Source organism: Burkholderia catarinensis (genome assembly GCF_001883705.2).
Classification (GTDB): Bacteria; Pseudomonadota; Gammaproteobacteria; order Burkholderiales; family Burkholderiaceae; genus Burkholderia; species Burkholderia catarinensis.
In genome coordinates this window covers 34,876-57,781 of the sequence record NZ_MDEQ02000002.1, presented here as the reverse complement: position 1 = coordinate 57,781, position 22,906 = coordinate 34,876, and the positions used below count along the sequence as shown (strand labels likewise).

The 22,906-nt window shown below is 65.5% G+C and carries 24 protein-coding genes; 7 read left to right on the top strand and 17 right to left on the bottom strand.

Going from position 1 to position 22,906, the window contains the following annotated elements; translation table 11 throughout:
• Positions 1-39 precede the first annotated feature (39 nt).
• The 3 genes from BFF94_RS03420 to BFF94_RS03410 form a co-directional block, all read right to left on the bottom strand.
• Positions 40-540 (bottom strand): 2-thiouracil desulfurase family protein, encoded by a 501-nt coding sequence (locus BFF94_RS03420; RefSeq protein ID WP_443626622.1) that lies wholly within the window; start codon positions 538-540, stop codon positions 40-42.
• Positions 541-649: 109 nt separating this feature from the next.
• Positions 650-1,210 carry a GNAT family N-acetyltransferase gene (locus tag BFF94_RS03415; protein ID WP_128843438.1) on the bottom strand — a complete coding sequence of 187 codons (561 nt, stop codon included), beginning with the start codon at positions 1,208-1,210 and terminating at the stop codon, positions 650-652.
• On the bottom strand, positions 1,207-1,608 hold the full coding sequence (locus BFF94_RS03410; protein WP_128843439.1) for a hypothetical protein: 402 nt from the start codon (positions 1,606-1,608) through the stop codon (positions 1,207-1,209). Before BFF94_RS03410 ends, BFF94_RS03415 begins: the two co-directional genes overlap by 4 nt.
• 325 nt (positions 1,609-1,933) lie before the next feature.
• Here BFF94_RS03410 and BFF94_RS03405 point away from each other — a divergent pair, with 325 nt between their 5' ends.
• A complete protein-coding gene (locus BFF94_RS03405) occupies positions 1,934-3,478 on the top strand; it encodes a methyl-accepting chemotaxis protein (RefSeq protein ID WP_219138990.1) in 1,545 nt (514 codons plus the stop codon).
• Positions 3,479-3,547: 69 nt separating this feature from the next.
• Here BFF94_RS03405 and BFF94_RS03400 read toward each other — a convergent pair whose 3' ends face one another.
• The 8 genes from BFF94_RS03400 to BFF94_RS03370 form a co-directional block, all read right to left on the bottom strand.
• Complete coding sequence (locus tag BFF94_RS03400) at positions 3,548-3,997, bottom strand: OmpA family protein (RefSeq protein ID WP_128843440.1); 450 nt, start codon at positions 3,995-3,997, stop codon at positions 3,548-3,550.
• A gap of 68 nt (positions 3,998-4,065) precedes the next feature.
• The gene (locus tag BFF94_RS03395; RefSeq protein WP_246637221.1) at positions 4,066-4,557 is read right to left on the bottom strand and encodes an OmpA family protein; all 492 of its coding nucleotides are present in this window, start codon (positions 4,555-4,557) and stop codon (positions 4,066-4,068) included.
• Entirely contained in the window at positions 4,557-4,826 is a 270-nt protein-coding gene (locus BFF94_RS37745; RefSeq protein WP_246637220.1) for a M35 family metallo-endopeptidase, read from the bottom strand. Before BFF94_RS37745 ends, BFF94_RS03395 begins: the two co-directional genes overlap by 1 nt.
• Positions 4,733-5,230 carry a M35 family metalloendopeptidase gene (locus BFF94_RS03390; RefSeq protein WP_246637233.1) on the bottom strand — a complete coding sequence of 166 codons (498 nt, stop codon included), beginning with the start codon at positions 5,228-5,230 and terminating at the stop codon, positions 4,733-4,735. Before BFF94_RS03390 ends, BFF94_RS37745 begins: the two co-directional genes overlap by 94 nt.
• Positions 5,217-5,768: a PAAR domain-containing protein gene (locus tag BFF94_RS03385; protein ID WP_128843441.1), complete on the bottom strand. Its 552-nt coding sequence runs from the start codon at positions 5,766-5,768 to the stop codon at positions 5,217-5,219. The genes BFF94_RS03390 and BFF94_RS03385 overlap by 14 nt, the downstream gene beginning before the upstream one ends.
• Positions 5,769-5,778: 10 nt before the next feature.
• Positions 5,779-6,015, bottom strand: a complete 237-nt coding sequence (locus BFF94_RS37740; RefSeq protein ID WP_246637219.1) for a hypothetical protein — start codon at positions 6,013-6,015, stop codon at positions 5,779-5,781.
• Between the two features lie 720 nt (positions 6,016-6,735).
• Complete coding sequence (gene gabD, locus BFF94_RS03375) at positions 6,736-8,205, bottom strand: NADP-dependent succinate-semialdehyde dehydrogenase (protein WP_128843442.1); 1,470 nt, start codon at positions 8,203-8,205, stop codon at positions 6,736-6,738.
• Between the two features lie 77 nt (positions 8,206-8,282).
• Positions 8,283-9,566 (bottom strand): 4-aminobutyrate--2-oxoglutarate transaminase, encoded by a 1,284-nt coding sequence (locus BFF94_RS03370; RefSeq protein WP_128843443.1) that lies wholly within the window; start codon positions 9,564-9,566, stop codon positions 8,283-8,285.
• 125 nt (positions 9,567-9,691) lie between these two features.
• Between BFF94_RS03370 and pdxR the strand changes: the two genes are divergently transcribed.
• Positions 9,692-11,200, top strand: coding sequence for a MocR-like pyridoxine biosynthesis transcription factor PdxR (gene pdxR, locus BFF94_RS03365; protein ID WP_219138989.1), 1,509 nt, complete (start codon positions 9,692-9,694; stop codon positions 11,198-11,200).
• Positions 11,201-11,231: 31 nt separating this feature from the next.
• Here the strand turns inward: pdxR and BFF94_RS03360 are convergent, their stop codons facing one another.
• From BFF94_RS03360 to BFF94_RS03350, 3 genes are read right to left on the bottom strand one after another with little or no spacing between them, the layout of a single operon-like run.
• On the bottom strand, positions 11,232-12,722 hold the full coding sequence (locus BFF94_RS03360; protein ID WP_128845922.1) for an SLC13 family permease: 1,491 nt from the start codon (positions 12,720-12,722) through the stop codon (positions 11,232-11,234).
• A 29-nt stretch (positions 12,723-12,751) separates the two neighbouring features.
• Positions 12,752-13,525 (bottom strand): IclR family transcriptional regulator, encoded by a 774-nt coding sequence (locus BFF94_RS03355; RefSeq protein ID WP_128845919.1) that lies wholly within the window; start codon positions 13,523-13,525, stop codon positions 12,752-12,754.
• Positions 13,522-14,421: an N-formylglutamate amidohydrolase gene (locus tag BFF94_RS03350; RefSeq protein WP_128845917.1), complete on the bottom strand. Its 900-nt coding sequence runs from the start codon at positions 14,419-14,421 to the stop codon at positions 13,522-13,524. The genes BFF94_RS03355 and BFF94_RS03350 overlap by 4 nt, the downstream gene beginning before the upstream one ends.
• 349 nt (positions 14,422-14,770) lie before the next feature.
• Between BFF94_RS03350 and BFF94_RS03345 the strand changes: the two genes are divergently transcribed.
• Positions 14,771-15,874 (top strand): porin, encoded by a 1,104-nt coding sequence (locus BFF94_RS03345; protein ID WP_162285566.1) that lies wholly within the window; start codon positions 14,771-14,773, stop codon positions 15,872-15,874.
• 36 nt (positions 15,875-15,910) lie between these two features.
• Here BFF94_RS03345 and BFF94_RS03340 read toward each other — a convergent pair whose 3' ends face one another.
• Positions 15,911-16,747 carry an EamA family transporter gene (locus BFF94_RS03340; protein ID WP_219138988.1) on the bottom strand — a complete coding sequence of 279 codons (837 nt, stop codon included), beginning with the start codon at positions 16,745-16,747 and terminating at the stop codon, positions 15,911-15,913.
• 109 nt (positions 16,748-16,856) lie between these two features.
• Between BFF94_RS03340 and selD the strand changes: the two genes are divergently transcribed.
• From selD to BFF94_RS03325, 3 genes are all read left to right on the top strand, one after another.
• Complete coding sequence (gene selD, locus BFF94_RS03335) at positions 16,857-17,921, top strand: selenide, water dikinase SelD (protein ID WP_128841237.1); 1,065 nt, start codon at positions 16,857-16,859, stop codon at positions 17,919-17,921.
• A 72-nt stretch (positions 17,922-17,993) separates the two neighbouring features.
• Positions 17,994-18,584, top strand: a complete 591-nt coding sequence (locus BFF94_RS03330) for a LysE family translocator (protein WP_128841238.1) — start codon at positions 17,994-17,996, stop codon at positions 18,582-18,584.
• Between the two features lie 228 nt (positions 18,585-18,812).
• Positions 18,813-19,892 (top strand): purine-nucleoside phosphorylase, encoded by a 1,080-nt coding sequence (locus BFF94_RS03325; RefSeq protein ID WP_128841239.1) that lies wholly within the window; start codon positions 18,813-18,815, stop codon positions 19,890-19,892.
• Between the two features lie 208 nt (positions 19,893-20,100).
• On the opposite strand, the gene BFF94_RS03320 is transcribed toward BFF94_RS03325, so the two are convergent.
• The gene (locus BFF94_RS03320) at positions 20,101-20,394 is read right to left on the bottom strand and encodes a DUF4148 domain-containing protein (protein ID WP_046546177.1); all 294 of its coding nucleotides are present in this window, start codon (positions 20,392-20,394) and stop codon (positions 20,101-20,103) included.
• A gap of 451 nt (positions 20,395-20,845) precedes the next feature.
• Entirely contained in the window at positions 20,846-21,850 is a 1,005-nt protein-coding gene (gene ceoR, locus BFF94_RS03315; protein ID WP_128841240.1) for a putative multidrug efflux transcriptional regulator CeoR, read from the bottom strand.
• A gap of 174 nt (positions 21,851-22,024) precedes the next feature.
• On the opposite strand from ceoR, the gene BFF94_RS03310 reads away from it, so the two are divergent.
• Positions 22,025-22,885, top strand: coding sequence for an alpha/beta hydrolase (locus tag BFF94_RS03310; protein WP_128841241.1), 861 nt, complete (start codon positions 22,025-22,027; stop codon positions 22,883-22,885).
• Positions 22,886-22,906 lie beyond the last annotated feature (21 nt).

The window sequence follows — 22,906 nt, the reverse complement described above, 5'->3', positions numbered from 1 at the left end:
CGATGCGCGGCACGAGGGTTCTCGTGCCGCGCATCGTCGTTAACCGGCCTGCGACAGCTGCCTGAGGCGCGCGTCGAGCGCGTCGATCTCGGTGTCCGCGAACACTTCGATGCCATGCTCGCGCAGCAACGCCGCCGTGACACCGGCACCCGCGTGCCGCCGGTTCTCGAAACTCCCGTCATAAATGAACGTGCTGCCGCACGACGGACTGCCGTCGGCGAGGATCGCGAAGCGGCAATCGTGCGTGCGCGCGAGGGCCAGCGCGGTTTGCGCGCCGGACACGAACGGCGCCGTCACGTCCGTTCCGTTCACGTCGACGATGCGCGCGGCGCCCGACAGCACCTGCTGCCCCGATTCGCCGCCCGCGATTTCGGCGGGCGGGCGCGGCACGCCGAAGCCGCCGGCCAGTTCGGGGCAGACGGGCACGAGACGCCCTTCGCGCTGCCACCGTTCGAGCGCCTCGTGCGCGGCGGTCTTCGCCGAGCCGTTGTAACGGACCGGATGACCGACCACGCACATGCTGACGAGGATCTTCGGCATGGTTTGCGGCTGCGGTTCGTTCGGCAATTTCGTTCTCCGTGATTCTGCGATGGCCGATGGCGGCCGTGGCAAAGCGGGAAATTCTACGCTTCACCCGCGTGCCGGTGCGTCAGGCCGCCGGCCCTTCCAGATGAATGTCTTCCGGCTCTAGCGCGTAAAGCGCCGGGTCGGGCGATGCGCTGACCGTAAAGCCGAGCCGCAGGTAGAAGTCGATCGTGCGCTGCGATGGCGTGGCCGACACATACAGACGTGCTGCGCCCATCGTGCGCGCCTGCGCATGGGCCGCTCGATAGAGCTGCTCGCCGAGCCCGCAGCCTCGCCAGTCACGACTCACGTGCAGGAACTTCAACGGCAGCATGTCGCGGTGCGGGCCGAGCGGCTGACTGTCGACGACGACCGCCGCGACGAGCCGTGCGCCGTCGAACATGCCGAGGCACCAGCCGCCGCGATCGTGACAGTCGAGCAGGATCGGCGTGTAGTGGTCGGCTTCGCCGTCGGGCCAGCCGCTGACGTCGTAGAACTCGGGCACGAGATGCAGCGCGCCGTCGCGCAGCACATACAGGTGCTCGATGATCTCGCGCCGGTCGATGGTCCACACGAGCGGCACCTCGTCGCGTGCGAGCGGGCGTGCGGAAAGCGCGTCGCGTTCGGCGGCGGTACGGCGCGTCATGCGGCCGCCCGGTGCGCGGCGATCGCATACATCAGCGGCAGGCGCGGCATGTGGTCGGGCGGCACCATCCGGCGGCCGTCCAGTTCGCGCATGCCGTCGAAGCCCTTCCAGCCGTTCGCATACGGATACTCGTTCAGGCGGCCGACCGCGAGCCCGGGCGATACGAGCGCGTTCACCACGTCGCCGATCCCCCACATGAACGCGGAGCTCGGATGCGGGTTCGCGAAATCGACGACGGCCGTCGCATCCGCGCCGTCGTCGAGCCGTTCGCGTTCTTCCGGAAACAGCGTCGAGCCGCCATCGCGGAAAAACGCGGCCTGATCGCCTTTATGGCTGTCATGCGCGACTGTCGCCGTATTCCAGGGCAGCCGATTCAGTTCGTGCAATGCCTTTTTCATCGAATTTTAATTGCGGTTGAACGGAGCAGGATAGATCGAATCGTTTCGCCGCGTGCAACGGCTGCCGGCATTGGCCTGCCGTGCGGCGCTTCTGAGCAGCTCGGCATGACAGGCGGATCAGCGCGCGCGGCGATTATCGCCGGATTATTTGATCGAAATCATGGAGGCGGCCGAATTGAATATTTTATACGCGACGAGGGTAAGGTTTTCCGACGAATTGCCGACAGTAAAGTTGAATGCCGTCGTAAAGCGATCAACCGTTTTTCGGCTACTGAGCGTGATTTCAGCGCGGCGCGGACGACAGATCCGCTTTTCGGAGCCTTGCATGCGCAACAACCAACCCGTTACCCAACAGGAATTCGATTTTCCCGACGACGTCACGCTGATGTCGACGACCGATGCCGACAGCATCATCACGTACGCGAACACGACGTTCGCGCAGGTGAGCGGCTTCTCGAGCGAGGAACTCGTGGGCCAGCCGCACAACCTAGTGCGCCACCCGGACATGCCGCGCGAGGCGTTCGCCGACATGTGGGCGACGCTCGAGGGCGGCGAGCCGTGGACCGCGCTCGTGAAGAACCGCCGCAAGAACGGCGATCATTACTGGGTGCGCTCGAATACGGTGCCGGTGATGCGCAACGGGCAGCTGACGGGCTACATGTCGGTGCGCACGAAGGCGCCGCCCGACGAGACCGAGGCCGCCGACGCGCTGTACCGCGCGTTTCGCGAAGGCAAGCCGGGGCAGCGCCGGTTCCACAAGGGGCTGGTCATCCGCACGGGGCTGCTGCGCATCGCGTCGCTGCCGCAGACGCTATCCGTGCGCGGCCGCGTGCATGCCGCGCTGGGTGTGCTGGCGCCGGCCGTGATCGGCGCCGGCTGGGCGTGCGGCCTGACCGGCGGCGGCCTCGCGACGTTCGCGGTTGCGACGATCGGGGCGGCCGCGGCTGCCGGCCTGTGGCTCGACGCGCAGATCGTGCGCCCGCTGAAGCGGCTGCACGACCAGGCGCTGAACGTCGCGACCGGCGCGAGCCGGCGCGGCGTGCAGATGAACCGCGTCGACGAGATCGGGATGACGCTGCGCACGATCAACCAGCTCGGGCTGATGTTCCGCTGGCTCGTCGACGACGTGAGCGAGCAGGTGCACAACGTGCAGCGCGCGAGCAACGAGATCGCGCAGGGCAATAACGACCTGAGCGCGCGCACCGAGCAGGCCGCGTCGAGCGTGCAGCAGACGGCGGCGTCGATGGCCGAGATGACGGCAACCGTCGACAGCAACGCCGAAACCGCGCGGCAGGCGAACCAGCTGGCGGTGTCGGCGAGCGACGCGGCCGGGCGCGGCGGGCAGGCGGTGGGCGAGGTCGTCACGACGATGAACGACATCACCGCCAGCTCGCGCAAGATCGCGGACATCATCGGCGTGATCGACGGCATCGCATTCCAGACCAACATCCTCGCATTGAACGCGGCCGTCGAAGCGGCGCGCGCGGGAGAGCAGGGGCGTGGCTTCGCGGTGGTCGCGGGCGAGGTGCGCGCGCTTGCACAGCGCAGCGCGAATGCGGCGAAGGAGATCAAGACGCTGATCGGCGCGAGCGTCGAGCGGGTCGAATCGGGCTCGCGGATCGTCAACGGCGCGGGCAAGACGATGGAAGACATCGTCACGCAGGTGAAGCGCGTGTCGGACCTGATCGCGGAAATCAGCTCGGCGACGGCCGAGCAGAGCACCGGCGTGTCGCAGGTGGATCAGGCGGTGGTGCATCTGGACAACATCACGCAGCAGAACGCGGCGCTGGTGGAGCAGAGCACGGCGGCGTCGGAGAGCCTGAAACAGCAGGCGACGCGGCTCGTGGATGCGGTGAACGTGTTTCGGTGACGGGCAGGAACAGGTGAGGCAGGAGGAGGGCAGCCCGCATTGCGCGGCCGGCGTGGGGGCCCTGCTACGTCATTGCGCCTTGGGTATGGGATTGAGGTTCGGGCAACAGTGATCCGGGCATCCCGGACTGACGTTCACTTCGACGCGTCGCCCGGATTGGTCGAACTCGTCCGGCTTGAAAATTTTTCCCGCCAAGGCGCTTTTCTCGCCACGGATCGAATGCTGCTCCAGGACCGCCATCACGTTTTCCGCTCGTCGCGTTGCAAGCTGTTGCGCGTCGCGTTCGGTTTGTTCGGCCAGTCCGATAAGCCATACCGTATCAATGATCGGAAAGCGCTTGTGCATGTCGCTCGACCATGCGGACAACCGCGACAGTTCAGCCGGAGAAATCGAGCTTGAATTAGCATCGAAAACAATATCGATGTAATGGGCGGGCATGTTCATCGCGCCTTCACAGGCGAACGCCGTATGTGCGCAGCTCAACGCGAGCGCGGTGGCGGTCAGGAGTTTGGTCGCCATCGATGACATACTCCGCGATACTGTCGGGGTTGTCGCATAAGAATGCCGCATACGCGGGCGTTCCGTGGTCAATAATTGATGAGTTTGCTGTGTGGTGTCACGCGAGGGTCGTCACACATCCATGCGCAGCTACCGCTACATATCGGCGTAAATTCCACGATTACCTGATTGGTTTTGATTGTACCGTCCGGTCGTCTTGTAATCATCTCATCGGTAAATGTCTTTTTTTCGACGTAGATGTTCTCGGCACTGATGCCAAGTTGTTGTAAATATTCCTTTACATTTTCTCCGCGCATATTCTTCAGTTTTTCGATGTTCTTCTCGTAAACATAGGCGCCCGCAATTATAATTGCTTGGATTTTGACATTCGGCCATTTTTTTGCCTCGATAGCGCTATCAACTATCGTCACTCTGTCTGCATTGGAAAGTGTGGTTGTGTTGAATGGAAGTTGCAACCGTGCTTCCTCACCTATCGTGCATCCGATCGCTGCGTTCGACAGGATTGACGACAGCGTGAGCACGTAGACTGCAACGCTGGATTTGAGGGGATTTCCGTTCATTATTCGATTGTCTTGTCAAAGGTTGCTATATATCCGGTAATGCTGTCTGCATTCTTAATGGCAAGGTCCGGGTTATTCATCGCAAATATTCTCATTCCAGGTTCCGAATCTCCGTACCCGGCGTCAACGGAATCGAATGTGTCGGTGAAGTGCGTGCACTCGTGAATCAACACCTTTATCTGTGCTTCATGATACAACTCGCCAAACGGGTCGCTGCAAAATGACGAGTAGATAGCGATGATTCGTTTCTGGGAGTCGGGTTTGCACACGGCGGCACGGTTTTGGCCGCTGTCCGGTACGACTGCGCAAGATAGATTCCTGCTGGTTTCACCGTCCCATCGAACAATTTTTCCGGCACCAACTCTTGCATCGCGGAACGCAATCTCGGAAGACCAGAAGATAACGTGTTGCGAATCTGCGCGTTAGCGCGCCCAAAATAGGTGGTGACGCGCGCTTGTTCGCTCGCGTCCCACCGTGCTAGCGCTGCAATGCGGGAATTAATCAGATGGACGGCTTCATCGCGAGCGCGCATGACGGTCTTTCTAAAATCTTCATTGCTCATGTTTGGGCAAATCGGTGTCGTGTTGATATCGACATACACCTTAGAGCCGGGCGTCGTGTTCGTCGTGGCCGTGTCGTGTACCAGCACGTAGTCGTCTTCAGGATTCGGCATTTCCGCTCCTTGCAATCTCGAACTTGAGCGATTCCGCATACGCGGATGTGACGCGTTGCGTGTGGCCTGCTGCGTCTGTCACACCGGTAAATATCTTTCCGGATGATAGGCGAATCCGATAGCGGACATTCGCGAGAGGGCGCCCGCTCTCTGCCGCGCGCACTACGTACTGTTCGTCATTGATGCCTGATGCAGGTGTGTATCGCGCGGGCGAGAATGCAGAAGGCGTGGTGAATGGTTTTGCCACCTTGTGACCGCCGTCGTCCTCGTAAAAAATCGTGCAATCGCTGCCAGAGATTAGAAGATTTTGCCCGCAGGGGCAGAGCACTGCGTCACCCTCCAAAGCCATACATCGCCCGTGTGATATCACGCGTACAGCGCTGCCAGCTATCGGAAACGCTCCCTCGCAATTTCCACACGTTGCCTTGTCACCGTCTAAGGCAACGGTTTTGCTGTTGCTAAACATGTTTGACGACCCGCTGATGACGATTCCGCCTGTCGTCGTCGGGTCGCCGATCCTGACTGCTCGTCGGCTCATGGCTATGTCCTCAATCGAAGTGGGTAAAGACCCAGTCGGCTGAATCCGGGTCATGAATTGCGTATTGATCGATCGCGGCATCTTCAACGGCAATGGTCGGCGGCGTGCGCGCCAATGCTTCTGCTTTAGCTATCTGCGTGGTGGTCCACCCATGCATCGCCTCCAGCGTCGTCCCGAACGCGGATAGCCCGGCACGCAGATAGGCTGTTTCGATTTGCTCGACCACGTCATCCGCGAAGAGGATCATGAAATGGTCACGTCATGCTGTCGCTATACGTCGAATCGATCGAGTCGCGCGTATCGGGCGGCGGCGTGTGTAGCTGCTGCACCATGGCGTAAAGCCGAGATCGATGAGTGAAGAAAGTAAGGGTAGGCGGCATGTTCTACTTCCATGGACTCGGATACCTTATGTATGGACTAGCCATAGACAGTGGACGGTAAGATTTTCTCTGTCTATAGAACGAGTATGATTTTTAGTTTGGAGTACGATTGAAATTGATGAATTGAAACGATCATAGAGATCGGGTCGAAGGGGGATCGAGCAGAACGCGGCAGCGTCGGTGACGCCTGAGCAGCAGGCGACGCGGCTGGTGGATACGTGAGCGTGTTTCGGTGAGCACGCAGAAAGATGACACGGACGCGGCGGGGAGGTCGCCCGCCCGTACGTCATGCTGGCTCTGCGTACGCCGGGCCGTCAGGTGGGGTATTCATGCGCGAGCAAACCGGATCGAGGTGGAGCGCTCAATCTAGCGGCTTGTAGCGAAATGGGAAATGAGACTTGAACGAAATTCGTGCCCGATATGAGGTATCGGCGGATACAGCGTCGAAATCGCGCGCGCAGAGCGGGTAGACATCGCGCGTATCGAGGCGACGCGGGCGCGACGGAGAGGGACACCGGCCCGCGTCGTGACCGCCCGGTTCCGGCCGGGCGGTCAGGGCCTGTGCTTGACGCACAGGCCCTGAACCGTCAGACGGCCAGGCAGAGGTACTTGATCACGACGTAGTCGTCGATGCCGTAGTGCGAGCCTTCGCGGCCGAGGCCCGATTGCTTCACGCCGCCGAACGGCGCGACTTCGTTCGAGATCAGGCCCGTGTTCACGCCGACCATCCCGTACTCGAGCGCTTCGGCGACCTTCCACACGCGGCCGATATCGCGGCTGAAGAAGTAAGCCGCCAGACCGAACTCGGTGTCGTTCGCGAGGCGGATCACTTCATCGTCGCTGCTGAACTTGAACAGCGGCGCGAGCGGCCCGAACGTCTCTTCCTTCGCGACCTTCATCGCGGGCGTCACGCCCGTCAGCACGGTCGGCTCGAAGAAGCCGTGGCCGAGCGCGTGACGCTTGCCGCCCGTCACGACGGTCGCGCCCTTCGCGAGCGCGTCCTCGATGTGCGCCTCGACCTTCAGCACGGCCGCTTCGTTGATCAGCGGGCCTTGCGTGACGCCCGGCTCCGTGCCGCGGCCGACCTTCAGCTGGCCGACGGCCGCCGCGAGCTTCTGCGCGAACTGGTCGTACACGGCTTCATGCACGTAGAAGCGGTTCGTGCACACGCAGGTCTGGCCGCTGTTGCGGTACTTCGACGCGATCGCGCCCTGCACGGCCGCATCGAGATCGGCGTCGTCGAACACGATGAACGGCGCGTTGCCGCCGAGCTCCAGCGACACCTTCTTGACCGTCGCCGCGCATTGCGCCATCAGCAGGCGGCCGACCGGCGTCGAGCCCGTGAACGACAGCTTGCGCACGATCGGGTTCGACGTCAGTTCGCCGCCGATCGCCTTCGGGTCGCCCGTGACGACGCTGAACACGCCGGCCGGCACGCCCGCGCGCTCGGCCAGCACGGCCATCGCGAGCGCGGAGAACGGCGTCGCCTCGGCCGGCTTCACGACGATCGGGCAGCCTGCCGCGAGCGCCGGGCCGACCTTGCGCGTGATCATCGCCGCCGGGAAGTTCCACGGCGTGATCGCCGCGCACACGCCGATCGCTTCCTTCGTCACGACGATGCGCTTGTCGCTCGCCGGCGTCGGGATCGTGTCGCCGTACACACGCTTGCCTTCCTCGGCGAACCACTCGAGGAACGACGCCGCGTAGCCGATCTCGCCCTTCGCTTCGGCCAGCGACTTGCCTTGCTCGGTCGTCAGGATCAGCGCCAGATCGTCGGCGTTTTCCATCATCAGGTCGTGCCACTTGCGCAGGATGACCGCGCGCTCCTTCGCGGTCTTCTTGCGCCATGCCGGCCACGCGGCATTTGCGGCGTCGATCGCATGACGCGTCTCGGCCGTGCCCATCGCCGGCACGGTGCCGAGGAGGCCGCCCGTCGCCGGGTTGCGGACTTCGAACGTCTCGCCGTTCGTCGCGCCTTGCCATTCGCCGTTGACGTACGCCTGCTGGCGGAACAGCGACGGGTCTTTCAATGCCAGGGTTTCCTGAACCGTGCTCATGTGAATAGCCTGCTATGAAGATGAAACGGCCGCCGCCGTCGTGAAGACGGCGGCGGCGCATTCAAGTTGACGGGAACTCAGGCCGGCACGCCGACCGTTTCCTTCAGGACTTCCTCGAGGATCACGAGCGCTTCGTCGAACACCGCCTGCGTAATCGTCAGCGGGAACAGGAAGCGCACGACGTTCGAGTACACGCCGCACACGAGCAGCAGCAGGCCGCGCTCGAGCGCACGCGTCTGCACGCGCTTCGTGAACTCGACATCCGGCTCGCCCGAACCCGGCTTCAGGAACTCGACCGCGATCATCGCGCCCGGGCCGCGCACGTCGGCAATCTGCGGCACGTGGGCCTGCAGCGCGCTCAGCTTCGCCTTCAGCACGTCGCCGAGTTGCGTCGCGCGCTCGCACAGCTTCTCTTCGTCGATGATATCTAGCACCGCGTGCGCCGATGCGACTGCCAGCGGGTTGCCCGCGTACGTGCCGCCGAGGCCGCCGGGCGCTGCCGCGTCCATCACGTCGGCACGACCGACGACGCCCGACAGCGGCATGCCGCCCGCGAGGCTCTTCGCCATCGTGATCAGGTCGGCCAGCACGTCGTAGTGCTGCATCGCGAACAGCTTGCCGGTACGCGCGAAGCCGGTCTGGACTTCGTCGGCGATCAGCAGGATGCCGTGCTCGTTACAGATCTTGCGCAGCGCGCGCACGAACTCGGCCGGCGCCGGGTTGAAGCCGCCTTCGCCCTGGACCGGTTCGAAGATGATCGCGGCGACGCGCTTCGGGTCGATGTCGGCCTTGAACAGCATCTCGATCGCCTTGATCGAGTCGGCCGTCGTCACGCCGTGCAGCGCGTTCGGGTACGGCGCGTGGAACACGTCGCCCGGGAACGGGCCGAAGTTCAGCTTGTACGGGGCGACCTTGCCGGTCAGCGCCATGCCCATCATCGTGCGGCCGTGGAAGCCGCCCGCGAATGCGATGACGCCCGGACGGCCGGTCGCTGCGCGCGCGATCTTGATCGCGTTCTCGACGGCTTCGGCGCCGGTCGTGAAGAACGCGGTCTTCTTCGGGAAGTCGCCCGGTGCGCGCTCGTTGATCTTCTCGGCCAGCTCGACGTACGACGCGTACGGGACGATCTGGTAAGCGGTGTGCGTGAAGCTGTTCAGCTGGTCCGCGATCGCCTTGACGATCTTCGGGTGGCGGTGGCCCGTGTTCAGCACCGCGATGCCGGCGGCGAAATCGATGAAGCGGCGGCCTTCGACATCCCACAGTTCCGCGTTCTCGGCGCGGGCTGCGTAGAAATCGCACATCACGCCGACGCCGCGCGGGGTGGCGGCGTTCTTGCGGGCCTGCAGGTCGGCATTCTTCACGGTCATCTCCTTGACGTTCTTTCCGGTGAGTAGAAATCGGGCGCGTTGGCAGCCCATGGAGCCGACTATAATCACATTTGGCTCTGGCAATCAGAGCCATTTCAATAAATATTCAGGAGCCAATCATGCGGGCGAGCGTGTTGTCGGACTGGCTGGCGCAGCGTCTCGTGCGCGGCGGCGAACAGCCGATCTACCGGCAGCTTCACCGGTTGCTGCAACAGGCGATCCTGTCGCGCGAACTGCCGCCCGGCACGCGCGTGCCGTCGTCGCGGCTGCTGGCCGCCGAGCTCGGGATCGCGCGCAACACGGTCACGCAGGTTTACGAACAGCTTGTGCTCGAAGGCTATGTGAACTCGGCGACCGGCCGCGGCACGTTCGTCGCCGACAGCGCGCCGGACGAGATCGTCGGCGCGCCGCACGACCCGGCGGCCGGGCCGGCCGTGGTGATGCCGTCCGCGCGGCGGCTGTCCGCGCGCGGCACGCGGCTCGTTGACGGGGCCGGCGTGTCGAAGCGCCAGGGCGGCGCGTTCATGCCGGGCGTGCCCGATGTGTCGCGATTTCCGGCGCGCGTGTGGACGCGGCTGCACAACAAGTACTGGCGGCGCCTGCGCCCCGATCTGCTGACCTACGCGCCGGGCGGCGGGCTCGCGCTGCTGCGCGAGGCGCTGGCCGACTACCTGCGCACGTCGCGCTCGGTGCGCTGCACGCCCGAGCAGATCGTGATCACGACCGGCATCCACCAGTCGATCGACCTCGCGGTGCGGCTTCTGACCGATCCCGGCGACGCGATCTGGACCGAGGATCCGTGCTACTGGGGCGTGCGCAGCGTGCTGAACGTGTCGGGGCTGACCACGCGGCCGATCCCGGTCGACGATGAAGGTATCGCGCCGTCGGCTGCCGATCTCGCCGAACCGCCGAAGCTGATGCTCGTCACGCCGTCGCACCAGTATCCGCTCGGCATGGTGATGAGCCTCGCGCGGCGGCGGATGCTGCTCGAATACGCGCGCCAGCACGGCTGCTGGATCATCGAGGACGATTACGACAGCGAATTCCGCTACGGCAGCCGGCCGCTCGCGTCGCTGCAGGGCCTCGATACGGCCGGGCAGGTGATCTACGTCGGCAGTTTCGGCAAGACGCTGTTCCCCGGGCTGCGGGTCGGCTATCTGGTCGCACCGGAGCCGCTCGCGGAAAGCTTCGCGACCGCGAGCGCCGAGCTGTATCGCGAAGGGCAACTGCTGCAGCAGGCCGTGCTTGCCGAGTTCATCGCGGAAGGGCACTTCGTGTCGCATATCCGCAAGATGCGCACGCTGTACGGGCAGCGCCGCGAAATGCTGCTCGACGCGGTCGCGCAACGCTACGGCGACACGCTGCACGCGCTCGGCAGCGATGCGGGGCTGCATCTCGTCACGCAATTGCCGGCCGGCGTCGACGATCGCGTGGTCGCGCAGGCCGCGCTCGAACGCAATATCGTCGTGCGGCCGTTGTCGGGGTATTACGCAGACCGCGACCGTGCGGCACCGGGGTTGCTGCTCGGCTATGCGTGCGTGCCGGAGGACGAGATCGCGACCGCGTTCGCGACGCTTGCGGAAGCGATCGACGAGCGGGCGTTCGGCAAGGTGGCTGCCGTCGCATGACGGCAGCGGGCGCCGGTGGCAACCCCGGCGCTCAATACCCGATCCACACCGCGAACGTCAGCACGACGCACGACAGTGCGAGCAGCGTCAGGAACAGCGGCAGCACGAAGCGGATCCACGCGCCGAAGTCGACGCGCGCGGTCGCGAGATACGCGAGCAGCATCCCTGACGTCGGCGTGACGAGATTCGTCAGGCCGCCGCCGAGCACGAACGCGAGTACCGACGTCTGGCCGCTCACGCCGGAGAGCTGTGCGATCGGCCCGATGATCGGCATGCTGACCGCGGCCTTGCCCGATACCGACGGGATGAACACGTCGAGCACCATCTGTACGCCCATCAGCCCGTTGGCGACCCAGACGGGCGACTGCCCGTCGGCGAGCCGCGTAAAGAAATTGATCAGCGTGTCGAGCACGAGGCTGTTCTGCAGCAGCAGCTCGACCGATGCGGCGAGCCCCATCAGCAGCGCGGCGAGCATCATGTTCTTCATTCCGTCGACGAACGCGTCGGCCGCGCTGCGCGAATCGAGTCGGCCGATCACGGCTGTCGCGATGCTCACGGCCGCATAGAACGCCGCGAGTTCGACGTTGCCCCATTTCAGTTCGCGCGTGCCGTAGATCAGCATCGCGACGGCCGCGGCGAACACGGCCAGCGTCGCCTTGTGGCGCAGCGACAGCTTCGCGGCCGCGTGCGCGGCGTGGCCCGAGGCGGTCTGCCCGGCCCGGTAGCCGGTGTTCCGCACGTAGCGCAGCAGGTACAGGATGCCGATCGTCAGGAATACGACGAATATGGCTGCGCGCAGCGCGACGCCGCTGAACAGCGGCACGCCGACGAGCGGCTGCGCGACGGCGAGCGCGAGCGGGTTCGTGACCGATGCGATATAGCCGATCTTCGCGGCGAGCGCGACCAGCGCGACCGCGAACAGGTCCGACAGGCCGAGACGCCGCGCGATCACGACGACCATCGGGATGATCACGAGATACTCGGAGATGAAACCGAGCAGCGTGCTGCCGAGCCCGATCAGGATCATCAGCATCGGCGTCAGCAGATACGCGTTGTTGCCGGTGAGCTGCAGCAGCCGGTCGATGCCGGCATCGACGACGCCCGTGCGGCGCATCACGCCGAACATCCCGCCGACGAACATCACCATCACGATCAGCGGCGCGTTCTTCAGCAGGCCTTCGGGCACCGCGACGAACGCGGACACGAGGCTCGCCGGCAGCGCATGCGCGGACGTGCTGTGGCTGACGGCCGGCGCGACGAGCGTCGCGAGCGCGGTCGTCTTCGGCACCACGTGATAGGTGCCCGGCACGACGAGCCGGCCGTTGCGCTCGAAGTGGCCGGAGTCGACGATCCACGTGAGCGCGATCGCGGCGGCCAGTACCCACAGCATCATCACGACGGGGTGCAGCATCTTGCCGTGCGGGTGCGGCGCGTGACCGGCGGGCGCAACCGGATCGTCGGAAGAGAGCGCGGTGGGGGCGGCGCCGTGCGCGCCGGCCGGATTCGGGGAAGAGGCGGACATCGGATCCTCGTCGAAGAAGGGGCGGCCCGTCAGGCCGGTTGCAGCGCGGCGCGCGCCGGGACGTAGCCGAGTTCGGCGGAAATGGCGAGGCTGCACGCCTGCAGGCGTTCGAGATAGTCGGGAATGTCGGCGTGGCTCACGCGTACCTCGGGCCCCGTCACGCTGACCGATGCGACCGTCGCACCCGTCAGGTCGCGCACCGGCACCGCGATCCCGACTGCGCCGGGCGTCACCTCGCCGCTGCTCACCGCGTAGCCCTTGCGCGCAACCGCGTCGAGTTCGCCGGCGAGTTTCGGCGGGTCGTCGGCCTGCCCGTTCCTGCGCAGTTGCGCGAGAAATTCGTCGCGCACGGCATCCGGCGCGAACGCGAGCAGCACCTTGCCCGACGCGCCGAAATGGATCGGCCGGCGGTTGCCGACCGCGCCGACGGTGCGCACCGCGTGCGTGGTTTCGCAACGCGCGACGCACACCGATTCGAGCCCTTCGCGCACGCGCAGCACGATGGTCTCGTTGATCGCCTGGTTGAGCGCGAGCATGTGCCGGTGCGCGGCGCGCACGAGCGCGTTCTGCTGCGACGCGGCCACGCCGATCACGAATGCCTGCGGGCCGAGCGCATAGGTGGACGTGCGCGGGTCCTGCACGACGAAACGGTGCAGTTCGAGCGTGCACAGCATCCGGTAGGTGCGCGACTTGTTGATGCCGAGCTGCGACGCCAGCTCGGTCACGCCGAGGTTCGGATGCTCGGCCACGTAGGTCAGCAGCTTCAGTGCGCTGTCGACGGCGTCGACGATGTAGGTCGTCATGCGGCATCTCCCGGCGATGCGATGCGCGCGCGAACGTAGCCGGCGAGCGCGTCGAGATACGCGTCGACCGAGCGCTTCAGCGCGGCGAAGCCCGGGTGTTTCGCGAACGCGGCTTCGTCCATGTACAGCGCGCGATTGAATTCGATCTGGATGCTGTGGCGCTGCCGCGCCGGATCGGCGAGCGCGGTCAGCAGGTCGCCGCCCTGGTACGGGTCGTTGACCTGCACGCGATAGCCGGCGTCGGCGAACCACTGTGCGGTCCACGCGGTGAAGGCCGGGTCGGCGGTCGTGCCGCGCCGGTCGCTGACGACGACGTCCGGCCGCAAAGCGCCCGCGTCGACGTTCATCGCGTTGCCGCGCGACTTCATCGAGTGGCAGTCGATGTGCCACAGCGCGCCGTGCGCGGCATGCAGCGGCCCGGCGATGCCGGCGAGCGCGCGGCGGTACGGCCGGTAGTACGCGTCGATCCGGTGGCGTACTTCCGCAAGCGACAGCCGGCGGTCGTACAGCGGCACGCCGGGCAGCGCATCGCGCCGGATCAGCCCCATCCCGCGCTGCGTATACGGCTGCGGCGAAAGCGGCTCGGGCCACGGCTCGGCGAGCAGCGTCGCGTCGATGTCGGTTTCCGCGCGGTTCGGATCGATGTACGCGCGCGGAAACGTCGCGCCGAGCAGCGTGCCGCCGCGCGCGGGGGCGCCGGCCCACAGTTCGTCGATGTACGCGTCCCACGTCGTGCGGATCGCGTCGTCCGGCGCGACGGCGGAGAAGTCGGACGGATAGGCGATGCCGCTGTGCGGCGAATCGACGACGATCGGCAGCGCGGGCGCCGTCGGCGGTGCGACGAAATACGCGGGCGATTCGCCGGCGGTCGCGTTGTTGCAATTAAACGTCACCATGGGGATCAGGTTCTTTACCTAGTTTCTCGAAGCGTCTCGGCTGGGTGTTTTATTTATTAAAACAACGTATCAATATTTCACAACGGCAGAAAGTCGCGGTCAAGGGCTTTTTTCAGCGCCGGGATTACGTGCGGGGATCTGCTTGTAATGCCCGTGGTTATTGGGTTTGTTTCATTCTTCGAAACGCATTGCGAGCCAGGTCGTTTTAATTCCCGTGTGCGATTTTTGGCATGGCTTGACGCTTCAAACCCCGGAATTCGACAATTAATAAGACGATGTTTTATTCAATAAAACACGTCGTGGGAGAAATAAATCGCTCCCCATATTCAATCGACAAAAGGGGTCGGAGATGAAGCGGAAAGAGATGGCGGTCGCGCTGGCAGGTATCGCAATCGCGGCGGGCGCGACGCACGTGCATGCGCAGTCGAGCGTGACGCTGTATGGCGTCGTCGATTCGGGGATCACGTACACGAACAACCAGAACGGGCATGCCGCGTGGCAGGCCACCGGCGGCAACGAGCAGGGCACGCGCTGGGGGCTGCTCGGCAAGGAGGAACTCGGCGGCGGTACGCGCGCGGTGTTCCGGCTCGAGAACGGCTTCAACATCGAGTCCGGCGCCGCGAGCCAGGGTGGCCGGCTGTTCGGGCGTCGCGCGTACGTGGGGCTGGAAAACGACCGCTGGGGCACGCTGACGATGGGCCGCCAGTACAACGCGGCGCAGGAAGTGCTGGAGCCGCTGCAGATCGGCGCGACCACCGCGCTCACCCAGTACGCGCTGCATCCGTTCGACACCGACGACCTGAACAACACGTTCCGCACCAACAACTCGGTGCAGTACCAGACGCCCACGTGGTACGGCCTGCGCGCGGTCGGCCTGTACGGCTTCTCGAATTCGACGTCGTTCGCGGAAAACCGCGTGTGGAGCCTCGGCGCGAGCTACGGGAACGGGCCGCTGCAACTCGGCGCGGCGTATGTGCGGGTCGATCATCCTGCGCTCGACACGACCGGCGCGGCGGCGTCCGACAACTACTACACGTTCATCAAGTGCGTGACGCGCCAGCAGATCTGGGGCGCGGGCGGCGCGTATGCATGGGGCGCCGCGACGTTCGGGCTGCTGTACACGAGCTCGCTGTTCAACCTGCAGACGGGCGGCGCGATGCGCTTCAACAACTACGAGGGCAGCGTGCGCTACCTGATGACGCCCGCACTGCAGTTCGCGCTCGGCGAAACCTATACGCAGGTGCTCGCGTCGAAGGGGCCGAAGCCGAGTTCGCACTACCTGCAGACGAGCGTCGGCGCGCAGTATTTCCTGTCGAAGCGCACTGACATCTACGTGAATGCGTTCTACCAGCGCGCGTCGTCGAACACGGTGGCCGCGATCGAAGGGATCTCGAATCCGTCGAGCACGCGCACGCAGATCGTCGCGGTGACGGGCATCCGCCACAAGTTCTGACGTGGCTGCAGGCCGCGGGCGCGCGCTTGTTTCCGCTTAAAGCCGGATCAGCGCCGCGCCCGCGACCACCAGCGCGCACGCGGCGAGCCGCTGCGCGCCGGGCCGCTCGCGCATCACGAACCAGCCGATCGCGACCGCGAAGATCGAGCTCGTTTCGCGCAGCGCCGACACGGTCGCGACCGGCAGGTGCCGGTACGCAAGAATCACGATCCCGTAGGCCGCGAGCGAGATCGTGCCGGCGATCGCGCCCTGCCGCAGCGCCGTGCGCGAGCCGAGCACCGCGCGCGGGCCGCCGCGCAGCGCGCAGACGAGCACGAGCTGCGGCACGCTCCACAGCAGGTACACCCACGCGATGTAGCCGAGCGCGCTGCCGGACACGCGCGAGCCGATCCCGTCGCAGATCGAATACGCGGCGATGAACACGCCGGTCAGCAGCGCATACGGCACGCCTTCCCCGGAGAACCTGAAGCCGCGCCGCAGCGCGAGCGACATGATGCCGAACGACACGAGCGCGATGCCCGCGAAGCCGAACGGCGTCGGCCGCTCGTGCAGCATCGTGAACGCCAGCACCGACACGAGCAGCGGCGAGATCCCGCGCGCGATCGGATAGATCTGCCCGAACTCGCCGCTGCGGTACGCGCGCGCCAGCGTGAAGCAGTACGCGACCTCGAGCGCGGCCGACGCGACGATATACGGCCAAGCGGCGGGCGCCGGCGCGGGCAGCAGCGCGGCGCCGGCGACGCCGAACGCGAGATACGGCAGCGACATCGTGCCGAGCTGCACGAGCCGGTCTTCGCTGACGTGGAGGAAGGCATTCCAGATGGCGTGCAGCAGCGCGGAGCACAGCACGAGGCCGATGAACAGGTGATCCATGGACGAAGGCGTGGACGGGAGAGGGCGGGAGCCGTCAATTATGTGGGTATCGGGCGCGCTCGCTCGGAATTGTCGATAATAGAACGTTGTTATTCACCGGATGCCGACGATGACCGAAGCCACCCAAGCCCAGCCTGCCGTTCCGCGCCTCACGAGCCTCTCGCACGGGGGCGGCTGCGGCTGCAAGATCGCGCCGGGCGTGCTGTCCGAGCTGCTGAAGCGCGCGACGCCGCCCGCGCTGTTCCCGGATCTGCTGGTCGGCACGGAGACGTCCGACGATGCGGCCGTGTACCGGCTCAACGACGAGCAGGCGATCGTCGCGACCACCGATTTCTTCATGCCGATCGTCGACGATCCGTTCGACTTCGGCCGCATCGCGGCGACCAACGCGCTGTCCGACGTCTATGCGATGGGCGGCAAGCCCATTCTGGCGCTCGCGCTGGTCGGCATGCCGATCAACGTGCTGCCGCACGAGACGATCGCGGCCGTGCTGCGCGGCGGCGAATCGGTGTGCGCGGATGCCGGCATTCCGGTCGCGGGCGGCCATTCGATCGATTCGGTCGAGCCGATCTACGGGCTCGCGGCGATCGGCGTCGTGCATCCGTCGCGCGTGAAGCGCAACGCGGCCGCGCGTGCGGGCGACGTGCTCGTGCTCGGCAAGCCGCTCGGCGTCGGTGTACTGTCGGCCGCGCTGAAGAAGAACCAGCTCGACGCCGCGGGTTACGCGCAGATGGTCGCGACGACCACCAAGCTGAACCGGCCGGGCACCGAGCTCGCCGCGCTGCCGGGCGTGCATGCGCTGACCGACGTCACGGGCTTCGGGCTGCTCGGCCATACGCTCGAACTGGCGCGCGGCGCGCATCTCACCGCGCGCGTTCACTATGCGTCGCTGCCGTGGCTCGCGGGCGTCGAGGCGTTCGTCGCCGACGGCGTGTTCACCGGTGCATCGGGGCGCAACTGGGCCGCGTACGGCTCCGACGTGCGGCTCGCCGACGAGTTGCCGCCCGTCGCGCAGGCGCTGCTGACCGATCCGCAGACGTCCGGCGGGCTGCTCGTCGCGTGTGCGCCGGAAGCGGTCGACGAAGTCCTCGCATGCTTCCGCGCCGACGGCTTCGACCGTGCGGCCGTGATCGGCGAGATGGTGGACGGGCCCGCACGCGTCGACATCGCCTGACGCCGCATTCACACACCGGATCGTTTTGACGTCGCTAGAATCGATGCCTTCCATCGAAGGCATCGAGGACCGATGAACGACTTCCTGTTCGGGCTGATGATCGCGCTGTCGGTCGGGCCCGTCGCGCTGATGATCGCGAACTACGGCATGCGTGCCGGCACCGCTACCGGCGTGCGCGCGGCGGCGGGCGTGGCTGCTGCCGACGGCTGCTATGCGGTCGTTGCGTTCACGCTCGGCACGCTGCTCGCGAGCACGCTCGCGTTGCACCTGTCGCTGTTCCGCACCGTCGGCGCGCTCGTGTCGCTCGCCATGGGCGCACGCATGCTGTGGCAGGCGCTGAGGGACCGGCGCCGCACGCTCGATGGCGATGCGCTGCCGCCGGGCAACCGCCCGTTCACGTCGATGTTCCTCGTCACGCTCGCGAACCCGCTGACCATCCTGCTGTTCTACGGCTATGCGACGGCTGCCGCCGGTACGCATCGGCATTGGCTGTCCGGTGCCGCGTGCGTGTTTGCCGGCAGCCTCGCGGGGCAGCTCGTGTTCGCATTCGGCGGCAGCGCGATCGGGCGCTTCGTGAAGTCGCCCGGGTGGCTCGCGGCGAGCCATGTGGTCGCCGCGCTGGTCGTGCTTGGTTATGGTGTCGCGGGGCTGGTGCGCGTGTAGCGGCGACAGGCGGCCGACGTCACGCGTGGCGTCCAACCCGATAGCATTCCTGATGTTTGCAATGCAGTGTCGACCGCGCGATTTCCATCACGCAACACGCATCTCTTCGCACGAAACACCGGTCGTCGATTCGTAGTCGGGTTCCGCATCGCGCAGGCCCGTTCTATACTCCCTCGCGCAGTCTCCGACAGCCGTTCTCATCCAACATCATCGAAACAAGGAACGCCGATGCTGACTCGCTCCATCCTTTCCGCCGCCGCATTCTCGCTCGCGGCCTGTGCGACTGCACCGTCGATCGCGCAGGACAACCAGGGCAACGACGCGGGCAACAATGCATTTGCCGAGACCGGTGCACAGGGCCGCCCGGTCAAGGTCATGATCATCACGATGTTCGGTCCGGAGGGCCAGGCGTGGCTCGACCGTATCGGCCCGTGGCGCGACATCGCCGTGCCGGGCCTGTCGCCTGACTACCCGAACGTTCACTGCAACAAGCAGGACATATGCGTGGTCACGACCGGCATGGGCTATGCGAACGCGTCGGCGACGATCATGGCGCTCGCGTTCTCGCAACGCTTCGATCTGCGCCGCACGTATTTCCTGGTCTCGGGCATCGCGGGCGTCGACCCCGCGCAAGGCACGGTCGGTTCGGCCGCGTGGTCGAAATACCTGGTCGATTTCAGCTTGCAGTGGGAGCTCGATGCGCGCGAGATTCCGGCCGGCTGGAACACGGGCTTTCTCGGCATCAACACGAAGAGCCCGAACGACAAGCCGCCGCTCGACTATCGCACCGAAGTGTTCCAGCTCAACCCGCAGCTGACCGACGCCGCGTACGCGCTGTCGCGCAACGTCGTGCTCGCCGACAGCGCACAAGCGCAGGCCGCGCGCGCGAAGTTCACGTATGCGCCGGCGAACCGGCCGCCGACGGTGATCCAGTGCGACACGTCATCGGGCAACACGTGGTTCTCGGGCACGCTGATCGGCGAGCGCGCGCGCCAGTGGACGAAGATCCTGACGGACGGCAAGGGCACGTACTGCATGACCGCGCAGGAAGACAACGCGACGTATGAAGCGCTCAAGCGTGCCGCGAGCGTGAAGCGGGTCGACCTGTCGCGCGTTGCCGTGCTGCGCACGGGGTCCGATTTCGATCGACCGTATGCGGGGCAGACGAGCGCCGACAACCTGCTGAACTACGCGGACCAAGGCGGCTTCGCGCCGGCAACCGAAAACCTGTACCGCGCGGGCAATCCGCTCGTGCAGGATATCGTCACGCACTGGGGCGAATGGCGCGACGGGGTGCCGCGCCGTTGATGGCCGGACGATGACTCAGTTGGCGGTCAATGCGAATCCGGCGCCGAACGGAACGGCGTCCAGACCGGCGTGGTGTCGTCCCAATGATCGAGCGGCGAAGGAAGTTGATCGTTCATCACAGGCTCCTGCAACTAACTGACTAATCGAACATTCGACAGCGGTATCGCGACGCCGCGCACCGGATCATCCGCTGCGCGGCGTTGCACGTTTACCGGCCCCCGCCGGCGAGCTGGTTGCTTTCCGGCATCGAGCGATACGGGCCTTGTGCCAGTTCGAGCCCTTGCGGATACGAATTCGCCTTGCGCAGGTACGCGAGCGTGCCGTCCTTGCGCGCTTGCTCGACTTCCGCGCTCACTTCGGCGCGCGTACGCGGGCCGTTGTGCTGCGAGTACCACGACGTGTTGCCGTAGTCGCCGGCGTGCGGGGTGCCCGAATCGGCGAAAGCCGGTGCGGACACGGCGAGTGTGAGGGCGAGGGCCGAGAGAAGGTGGCGGCGGTTCATGGCGAAACTCCTTTGTCGATATGAGTTAGCGCTTCAGCGCTTACTCAGATCCCACGCTTTGCGGGTCGGAGCTGGCGCTTGAGCGCTTACTCCGGCCCCATCAGCGGGATCTGTTCGATGCGCAACGAGGTGCGCGACAGGGTTTACTCTAGGTATCTGTTCCATCGCGATAAATGCGGCAGACGCGAATTGAATTGTCGTGTCAGTGGAACAATCGTCATCCGCATGGCCGGCAGGGTTATGCGGAAATCGCGCGAACCCGCTTGCAGCGGGCCTCACGCGGGTGTGACGACAACGCGCGACGACACGCGACAACACCCGCGGACGATTGCCGCGCCTGGCACAAAGGTTTGCTGCGGATTCGGGAAAGATCGGGGGCGCCGCGCGGGAACGCGGCGCGAAGGCGGGACGACGCGCGGGCCTCGCAGCCCGCGCGTGTTGGTTCAGACGATTACGCGACCCACTCGTTGACGACCGGCGTGTCGAGCGCCGGCGCGCGTTCGGCTTCCTCGAACGTGCGCTTGCTGCACGTCGCGTCGAGGCTGCCCTTGCCGCTCAGCAGCGGGCAGCGGTCGAACACCTCGGCGATCCAGTCGACGAACACGCGCACCTTCGGCGACAGGTGCCGGCTGTGCGGATACACGACCGAGATCGGCATCGGCAGCGGCTTGATGCCGGGCAGCACTTCCTTGAGCCGGCCTTCGCGCAGGTGCGGCAGCACCATGAACAGCGGCGGCTGGGTCAGCCCGAAGCCTTCGATCCCGCAGGTCACGTACGCATCCGCGTCGTTCACCGACACGATGCTGTTCATCTTGATCTCGGTTTCCTTGCCGTCGATCAGGAACGACCAGTCGATCGTGCGGCCCGTGCGGCTCGAGAAGTAGTTGACCGCCTTGTGATCGTTCAGGTCCTCGATCGTCCGCGGTTCGCCGTACCGTTCGAGATAGTCGGGCGAGGCCACGGTCACGCATTCGAACAGCCCGACACGGCGCGCGACGAGCGACGAGTCCTGCAGCGCGCCGACGCGGATCACGCAATCGACGCCTTCCTGCAGCAGGTCGACCGGCCGGTCTGACAAGCCGAGCTGCAGGTCGATGTCCGGATAGCGCGTATGAAATTCGCACAGCGACGGAATCACGAGCAGGCGCCCGATCGAGCCCGGCATGTCGATACGCAACTTTCCGTGCGGCTTCCGGTTGTTGGCCTGGAAGCTCGCTTCGGTTTCCTCGACGTCCGCGAGGATCCGCACGCATCTTTCGTAGTACGCGGCGCCGTCCGGCGTGAGCGACAGCCGGCGCGTGGTCCGGTGCATCAGCCGCACGCCGAGGAATGCTTCGAGATTCTGGATGATCGTCGTGACGGACGCCCGCGGCAAGCCGAGCGTTTCTGCTGCCTTGGTGAAGCTGCTTGTATCGACGACGCGAGTAAACACCTGCATGGCCTGAAGCCGGTCCATCACAACCTCCGCAATCTAATGAGCCTCCGGAACAAGAAGGCTGCGCTACCTCGTGGGTGAACGCAGCCTCGGATTGTTCGGGGGTGTTGAATTGTGTTGCCGGATTATAGGCATTTATCCCAATGTCTGCCGGACCCAGAATTCGTTCCATCTCGAAATGGATGCTGCATCGTCATGGACGCTTCTGAATTCAGCAAATTCCTGAAAGCCGCACTGCCCGCGCAAGCCTTGGCGGGCGCGGCACTGACGGTCGCCGAAGTGGAAATTCCCGGCTACGCGCAGGACATCGTGCTGCGCCTCTACCGCCGCCCGGACAAGACCGGATTACCGGTAGTGCTTTATTTCCACGGCGGCGGCTTCGTGCGCGGTTCGCTCGAAGACGCGGATTTCGCCGCGCGTTTTTTAGCAGAACGCTTACCAGCTCTCGTAGTGTCGGTCGATTATTCGCTCGCGCCGGCCTTTCCTTTTCCGGCCGCGCCGGAGGATGCGTATCGCGCCGCCGTATGGGCCGCGACGCGTGCCCGCGCGTTCGGCGGCAACCCGAAGAAGATCGGGGTCGCGGGCCACGACGCGGGCGGCCAGCTCGCAAACTGCCTTGCCTTCATCGCGCGCGACCGCGGCGAAGTGTCGATCGCCGCGCAGGCGCTGTTCGGGCCGATGCTCGACCCGAGCATGACGCGCATCGGCGACGCCGAGCGCATCGCGTCCGACATCACTGCGCGCGAATGCGCGGCCTGTTATCGCGCGTATCTGCCGCAGGCGGCGCAGCGCATGCACCCGTACGCGGCGCCGCTCGAATCGGTGCGCCTCGCGGGGCTGCCGCCGACGCTCGTCGTCACCGCGCAGAACGACGTGCTGCACGTCGAGGCGGAGAAATATGCGGGCTGCCTGATCTCGTCGGGCGTGCTCACGCAGGTGATCCGCTATCCGGACATCACGCACGCCGCGCTCGCGACGCACGAAGCCGCCTTCGAGGAAGCCGTGCGCTTCTTCCAGTGCCGCTTCCAGGCGCGCCAGCCGAACCGTTCCGAATAACCAGAACCAATCCACGTTTAC

Excerpts from the sequence above, each read along its gene's own strand:
- BFF94_RS03420 (WP_443626622.1), bottom strand. The coding sequence starts at position 540 with ATGCCGAAGATCCTCGTCAGCATGTGCGTGGTCGGTCATCCGGTCCGT.
- BFF94_RS03415 (WP_128843438.1), bottom strand. The coding sequence starts at position 1,210 with ATGACGCGCCGTACCGCCGCCGAACGCGACGCGCTTTCCGCACGCCCG.
- BFF94_RS03410 (WP_128843439.1), bottom strand. The coding sequence starts at position 1,608 with ATGAAAAAGGCATTGCACGAACTGAATCGGCTGCCCTGGAATACGGCG.
- BFF94_RS03405 (WP_219138990.1), top strand. The coding sequence starts at position 1,934 with ATGCGCAACAACCAACCCGTTACCCAACAGGAATTCGATTTTCCCGAC.
- BFF94_RS03400 (WP_128843440.1), bottom strand. The coding sequence starts at position 3,997 with ATGGCGACCAAACTCCTGACCGCCACCGCGCTCGCGTTGAGCTGCGCA.
- BFF94_RS03395 (WP_246637221.1), bottom strand. The coding sequence starts at position 4,557 with ATGAACGGAAATCCCCTCAAATCCAGCGTTGCAGTCTACGTGCTCACG.
- BFF94_RS03390 (WP_246637233.1), bottom strand. The coding sequence starts at position 5,230 with ATGCCGAATCCTGAAGACGACTACGTGCTGGTACACGACACGGCCACG.
- BFF94_RS03385 (WP_128843441.1), bottom strand. The coding sequence starts at position 5,768 with ATGAGCCGACGAGCAGTCAGGATCGGCGACCCGACGACGACAGGCGGA.
- BFF94_RS37740 (WP_246637219.1), bottom strand. The coding sequence starts at position 6,015 with ATGATCCTCTTCGCGGATGACGTGGTCGAGCAAATCGAAACAGCCTAT.
- gabD (WP_128843442.1), bottom strand. The coding sequence starts at position 8,205 with ATGAGCACGGTTCAGGAAACCCTGGCATTGAAAGACCCGTCGCTGTTC.
- pdxR (WP_219138989.1), top strand. The coding sequence starts at position 9,692 with ATGCGGGCGAGCGTGTTGTCGGACTGGCTGGCGCAGCGTCTCGTGCGC.
- BFF94_RS03360 (WP_128845922.1), bottom strand. The coding sequence starts at position 12,722 with ATGTCCGCCTCTTCCCCGAATCCGGCCGGCGCGCACGGCGCCGCCCCC.
- BFF94_RS03355 (WP_128845919.1), bottom strand. The coding sequence starts at position 13,525 with ATGACGACCTACATCGTCGACGCCGTCGACAGCGCACTGAAGCTGCTG.
- BFF94_RS03350 (WP_128845917.1), bottom strand. The coding sequence starts at position 14,421 with ATGGTGACGTTTAATTGCAACAACGCGACCGCCGGCGAATCGCCCGCG.
- BFF94_RS03345 (WP_162285566.1), top strand. The coding sequence starts at position 14,771 with ATGAAGCGGAAAGAGATGGCGGTCGCGCTGGCAGGTATCGCAATCGCG.
- BFF94_RS03340 (WP_219138988.1), bottom strand. The coding sequence starts at position 16,747 with ATGGATCACCTGTTCATCGGCCTCGTGCTGTGCTCCGCGCTGCTGCAC.
- selD (WP_128841237.1), top strand. The coding sequence starts at position 16,857 with ATGACCGAAGCCACCCAAGCCCAGCCTGCCGTTCCGCGCCTCACGAGC.
- BFF94_RS03330 (WP_128841238.1), top strand. The coding sequence starts at position 17,994 with ATGAACGACTTCCTGTTCGGGCTGATGATCGCGCTGTCGGTCGGGCCC.
- BFF94_RS03325 (WP_128841239.1), top strand. The coding sequence starts at position 18,813 with ATGCTGACTCGCTCCATCCTTTCCGCCGCCGCATTCTCGCTCGCGGCC.
- BFF94_RS03320 (WP_046546177.1), bottom strand. The coding sequence starts at position 20,394 with ATGAACCGCCGCCACCTTCTCTCGGCCCTCGCCCTCACACTCGCCGTG.
- ceoR (WP_128841240.1), bottom strand. The coding sequence starts at position 21,850 with ATGGACCGGCTTCAGGCCATGCAGGTGTTTACTCGCGTCGTCGATACA.
- BFF94_RS03310 (WP_128841241.1), top strand. The coding sequence starts at position 22,025 with ATGGACGCTTCTGAATTCAGCAAATTCCTGAAAGCCGCACTGCCCGCG.